General features: G+C 38.1%; 3 protein-coding genes. All 3 read right to left on the bottom strand.

The window, feature by feature from the left end:
- Nucleotides 1-36: 36 nt before the first annotated feature.
- Nucleotides 37-3180, bottom strand: a complete 3144-nt coding sequence (locus tag PAT01_RS11470; protein WP_154945514.1) for a DEAD/DEAH box helicase — start codon at nt 3178-3180, stop codon at nt 37-39.
- A 436-nt stretch (nt 3181-3616) separates the two neighbouring features.
- Entirely contained in the window at nt 3617-4579 is a 963-nt protein-coding gene (locus tag PAT01_RS11465) for a transcriptional regulator (protein ID WP_154945513.1), read from the bottom strand.
- A gap of 15 nt (nt 4580-4594) precedes the next feature.
- Nucleotides 4595-5833: an AAA family ATPase gene (locus PAT01_RS11460; protein WP_004586301.1), complete on the bottom strand. Its 1239-nt coding sequence runs from the start codon at nt 5831-5833 to the stop codon at nt 4595-4597.
- Nucleotides 5834-6000 lie beyond the last annotated feature (167 nt).

The raw sequence follows: 6000 nt of genomic DNA, 5'->3' as shown, positions 1-6000 counted from the left end.
GTTTGGTTAAATTAGTTCACATGCTGAGTAAAAAAATTAGCTTTTTATAAGTGATAACATTTGCTGCTCATCAAACGAAGTAAAGCTCATTGATTTATCGGTAAATAATGCATCAACAAGCGCTTGCTTATCTTGCTGCATTTTAAATACCTTTTGCTCAATTGAGTTACTCATAATTAATTTATAAACAAACACAGGATTTGTTTGGCCAATACGATAAGCACGATCGGTGGCTTGTTTTTCAACAGCCGGGTTCCACCATGGATCAAAGTGAATAACGGTATCGGCTTGAGTTAAGTTAAGCCCAGTACCGCCTGCTTTTAAACTGATTAAAAACACCGAGGTTTTGCCACTGGTAAACTCATCAATAACTTTGTCGCGATGACGCGTTTGCCCAGTTAGCATACTAAAATTAATATTTATGTTGTTTAAACGCTCAGCAATTAAATCGAGCGCAGAGGTAAATTGACTAAAAATAATCACTTTACGACCAAGGCTTAGCATTAACGGCAAATGCGTAGTTAGCCATTCTAATTTTGCTGAACCTGCTTGTGTTTCTGGCTCAATTAATTTTGGATGACAACAAATTTGCCTTAGCTTTAGTAGCGCTTCTAAAAATGCGAGCTTACTTTTTTGTGCGCCTTGCTCAGCAAATAAGTCGATGAGCTTTTCTTCTAAGGCGCGCGTAATACCTTGGTACATATCTTTTTGCTTAGGTTCAAACTCAAACTCTTTTAACAGCTCTGTTTTTTGTGGTAGCTCTTGAGCTACCTGCGCTTTTGTGCGGCGTAATATAAACGGCATAATAAGCGCTTTTAGTTGCTCAGCTCGCTCTGAATCGGCTTCGCGCTCAATAGGTGTTTGAAAGTGCTGTTTAAAGTGCGCTTGCGAGCCAAGTAATGAAGGCATTGCAAAGTCGAGTAACGACTTAAGCTCAAACAAATTATTTTCGATAGGCGTACCGCTTAAACATAACTTAAAGTCGGCATTTAAACGCTTAACTAAGCGCGAGACTTGTGCAGTATCGTTTTTAATATATTGCGCTTCATCTAAAATAATATTTTCAAAATAAAGTGGCGAGTAATAAGCAATATCACGCTTTAATAATGGGTAAGTAGTTAAAATACATTGCGCTTGCGCTAAATGTTGTAAAGGCTCATTACGTTGCGAGCCAAAAATAGTGGTTACCTTAAGGCTTTTAGCAAATTTGGTTATTTCGTTTTGCCAATTACTTACCAAACTTGTAGGGCACACTATAAGAGTAGGCCCCGCTTGCGGGCGATTAAAACTGCTGGCTAAAAAGGCAATAACTTGTAGCGTTTTGCCAAGCCCCATGTCATCAGCAAGTATGCCACCTAATTGGTGGCGCTTTAAAAAGCTAAGCCAATCAACGCCTTGTTGCTGGTATTCACGTAGTGTTACCGACTCATTTAAACCGTGTAAGGGCACCACTGGCATTGCCTGCTCGGTGTTGTTTAACTCATCAAGATAACGCTCCAATGAGTCATCATGAAGGTCTATAGTAACTGCGGTATGCTTTACCAGCTCAGGTAAATAAGAAAGCGGGATATTAAATTCATCGCGTGTTTTTACAAATTCAAAGCGTTGTTTAAATTCGGTCAGTAAATTAATGGCGGCTTTACTAATAACACCAAATTGACGCCCAACAGGATAGTAATAAAACAGCTCACTTTGACGATTTAACGATTGATACGTGGCATCATCGGTATTAAAAAGTACAGCGGCTTTGGCATCACTTAATTGCACTTTACAATGCATTTGGTGACCTGCAGCACGGTTTACATCGAGTGTAACGTGCCCTTGGGGGTCGGCTACATTTACTTTAGTTTGAGTTACCTGCCAGCCACGCTTTTTAAAGCCAGGGAATACTTCGTAAACAAGCCAATGTAAATGTATAGGTGATTGTTTATTAAATATAAACTCACTTTGTAAACCCCCTTTACAAAACTCAAAACCTAAATTTACTAACTCATTTGTTACTGTGTTTTCAAATGCACTATTTATTAAACTCGCGGGTGCTGTTCCCGCTAAATAATTTTTATTTTTATATTTAAATAATAGCGAAACTTTAAGCCCTTGCTCATCCATAGTGGCTTTTAAAACAGCATTACCAAGTTGCTTAACATTGACTTGTTCGTTATTCGGATGCGGAATAACACCGGCCCCAAAATTGTCGGCAAGTTGTTTATAAATGCGATCAAAATTAGCATCGTGAAGTGCGGGAATTGATTGTAAATGTGCTATTTCGTCGGCGCTAAGCTGTGTTCTGATCCGGCCGACTTTAAAGTGATCGAGGTCTAAATAAGCGGGCGGCGTGGTTTTTATCAATGCCCAATTTTTACTGTGTTCAAGCTCAATAATTAATTGCGATAACTCGTTTTGTTGCTGCCAATTAAAGTTAAGCGATTGCCCAGTTTGCGCTTTAATAGCAACACGAGAGCGTTGTAAAAATAAACGGTCGGTGGCAATTAATTGTTGTAAAGCGCTAAAGCCCCATTGACCTTTTAGCTCTAAATTACCCACTGCATTTTGTGAGCGAATCCAACTAAAGAGTCTAAAGTCACTTTCGAGCAAATCGTTTGGCGTTACAAAGCTATTTAATTGTTGCTCAGTTAAATTGCGCCCGAGCGTGTAATTATTATTTTTGTCGTAATTGGCAATTTTTGGCGTTAAAAATACTTTATTGTTTTCAATGTCTAATACAAATAAAAGAACTTGCGAAGGAGCTTTAGCATCAACACTTTTAAGTGCTGTTAGTTCACTAAACCAATCGTTAATAAAGTAGTCTTCTCCGTATTCACCTGAGTGCTCTATTTTAAGTTTAAATAATACAGCGGCTAAGTGCCTACATTTGGTTTTAGCATTACAGGTACAATGCGTATCAACAGAGTAACCAGTAGGTACTTTACTGATCTCAATGCGTTGGTTAAATGCTGATCCGGTGTCGCCTTGTACCGTTGAATCAATAACAGCAAAATCACTGCTGTGCTCTAACCAACTAATTTGGCCGTTTTTATAATACTCTTTGCCTTTATCGAGCACGTTTGGCCTAAACAGCTTTTTTATAAAGCGCTCAGAAAGAGGGAACAAGGTTGCCTGCTCATTTTTTATTTCTTCAAAAATAGCCAGTAAATCATTTTTTGATAAGTTAGCAGACATGTCACTCTAAGTATTAAATTTTTAAAATAATTCTGCCAGTATATTCTTTAACTGCGCACAGCAAAAGCAATATTAACGTTATATAAACTGGTTGGAGCTGCTAGGTTAGTAAAAAATCGGTTTATACGTACTTTATGGCACTTTATCTGCCAATATGAGAATAGGTAAACAGCAAATACACATGTTACAAACAATTTATTAACAACGCAGGGGCTTTACAGATCAGTTTTTTACTAACAAATTAAGATCCAGCATCAAATAGTCGTAAAAACTAAATTCAGTTAGTAAAAATGTGATCTTTAGAGCAAAAATGAGGGATTTATGGGTTATAAATAGCAAAAAAGATCAGGATTTTACTAAGTAAAAAGCCCATCAGATCAGAATTTAACTAACCTAACAGGCTTTTAAGATCACTATTTTACTAAGTAATAAGGGGCTAATTAAACGCGCTTAACAGCTTAGTAAGTTGTTCTAAGCGTTTGTCAGTCAACACTTTATTATCTATTTTAATAGATACGTCACCACTTTTTAAATTGCGTTGTACGTTTATAAAGTTGTTTTCAAATACAGCTTCACGTTTAGCAACCGCGCTAGGCTCGGTAGTTAAACGTTTAGTAATTACCATTGCGCGCTTGTCGTCGCTTGTAATGGCGTTAATCTCATCGTCTGTATGTAATTCGCTAACTAGGGCATTAAACGCCTGCTCGTCGCGCTCCTTTGCACTAACAAGCTTTTTAGCGACTTCTCTGCCTACGTGATTAGCCGTGGGGTAAAGTGAAATTACATCAGCGGGTATTTGCTCGTACGCTTTAATGGCATCTGCAATTGCGGTGTGCGATACACCTTCAATAGCGGCAATTTCGCGATAAGAGCCTTTTTTACCTTGCTCAATAAGATCGTTTTTAGTTTGTTGATAAGCTTGCCCTAGCTCCCAAAGGCTTGGAGCTATGTACTGATCTGAAGATACAGCTAAAATTTTAGCGTCTTGCTCGGTAAAATCAGGAGAGCTTAAAACTAAATAATCGGCATTACCTAAAATACATGCCTTTCGACGACGTGAACCGGCAAGTACTAAGTTAGTATTTCCCTGATCCCAAAGTAAAGCAGGGTGTTGATTACGTCCATCTTCACTGATTGCAGGTAAAATATCAGAAACCGACTTTTCGTTTAATAGCGCTTGTACACGGCGGTTTTTACCGTAAACCGTGGTGCTAGATTCAATATCTGCATGAGCAATAACTTTACACACTAAGGTTATTTCGCGTGTAGGGTCGCTTGGCGCAGGCATTCTTATTACATCACCAGCGCTTGCTTGCTCAAGTAATGCATCAAGGCTGCTATTGCCTACGGCAGTTGCAAATGGATCTAAGCGGGTGTCGTTTTTACGTTTTGTAGCCATTTTTATGTAACATCCTTACTTAGTGTTGTTAAGTGATGATTGGGTTGACTCCCAATTAGAACGAATAAGCATTTCTAATTCGTCCACAACATCTTTAATATTTTCTTGCGCGCGTAATAAAGACTCGCGACTTGCTAAACTATCCGATGCTTTTTGATCAAATATGGTATTAAAAGACGATGAACTAGCCGTAATTGCCGAGCTGTGATTAATTGGGTAGCTCATTACTTGGCGGCCAAACGCACTACGTACATCTTTAACAATATCGCGCTGTGAATGATTACCCTTAACGTAATTGGTCACTAAAAACTGCATAAAGTCCCAACCTTCATGACCAAGTGCCGCTACTGTGTGGTAAATCTCACCTAAACGCTTTAGATATTTATTGTTAGCATCAAAATCTACAGCTTCTGGATGAACCGGGATAAGCATCGCCGTAGAGGCCATTAAAGCATTATAAAACATAAAGTTAAGTGTAGGAGCTGTGTCGATTAAAATAATATCAAATTCGTCTTTAACCGGCTCAATAACCTTTTCTAAAAGCTTGTGATAATGACGTGTTTGTTCGTAATTAGAGGTGTCTTTTAAAAGTGTTGCGGTCTCGTGTTCAAAGTAAAAGTCATCCATACCTGAGGGTAAAACACGAATATTTGGAATATGCGTAGTCACAAAAGCACTAGAAACAAACTCTGGCCAGGTTTCGCCTTCGTCTAAATCAATACAATCACGCATTAAGTCGCCTACCGTAACAGGGTCGTGATCGTTAGAAGGGAAAAAGCTAGAAGACGAACCTTGAGGATCTAAATCAATAATACCGATACGATAACGTTTGATATTAGTCGTCGCCAACGCAGCAGCAATATTAACCATACTGGTTGTTTTACCACAGCCACCTTTAAGTGAATTAATAACAATAACTTGGAGTTTATCGTTAGCAGTGCGGTGATCTGGCTGAATATCCATGATATCGGCCATCGCAAAAATATTAACTAACGTGTACGCATAGTGCCCATTTGCACCACGCTTAATATTTAAATCATCAAAGTCACCATTGTCATGACGACGTTTTAAGGTACGATTATTACACCCTAATAAATCTGCTGCTGCTTTTTGGGTGTAAGTTCTTAATTCTTTTTCTTCTGATTTAAGATGAGCGCGATAGTGTTGTATGCGTCCTTTTAAAGATTTTTCAGCAACTTCGGCTGTTGCTTTTAAAAGCCGGTAAGTACTTAGCGCGTTATTATTGATAGACATACTTTCTTCCTCAAAGTTAGGCAGTTAGTATAATGTCCATTCAAATAGCTGTAAACAACTATTTAAGGCGACATGCGTTTTAATAACAAGACATTTAAAAATATTTTTACACCTTTAAGATTGCTTAGTATAAATAAAGAAGTTTAAAGGTGGTTAAATATATAAGG

The sequence above is a fragment of the Pseudoalteromonas atlantica genome (genome assembly GCA_007988745.1).
Classification (GTDB): Bacteria; Pseudomonadota; Gammaproteobacteria; order Enterobacterales; family Alteromonadaceae; genus Pseudoalteromonas; species Pseudoalteromonas atlantica.
Note: the sequence above shows the minus strand (reverse complement) of the source record. Positions and strands in the feature narration are given on the sequence as shown.

Bases quoted from the DNA above. Each gene is read 5' to 3' on its own strand.
- PAT01_RS11460 (WP_004586301.1), bottom strand. From the start codon at position 5,833: ATGTCTATCAATAATAACGCGCTAAGTACTTACCGGCTTTTAAAAGCA.
- PAT01_RS11465 (WP_154945513.1), bottom strand. From the start codon at position 4,579: ATGGCTACAAAACGTAAAAACGACACCCGCTTAGATCCATTTGCAACT.
- PAT01_RS11470 (WP_154945514.1), bottom strand. From the start codon at position 3,180: ATGTCTGCTAACTTATCAAAAAATGATTTACTGGCTATTTTTGAAGAA.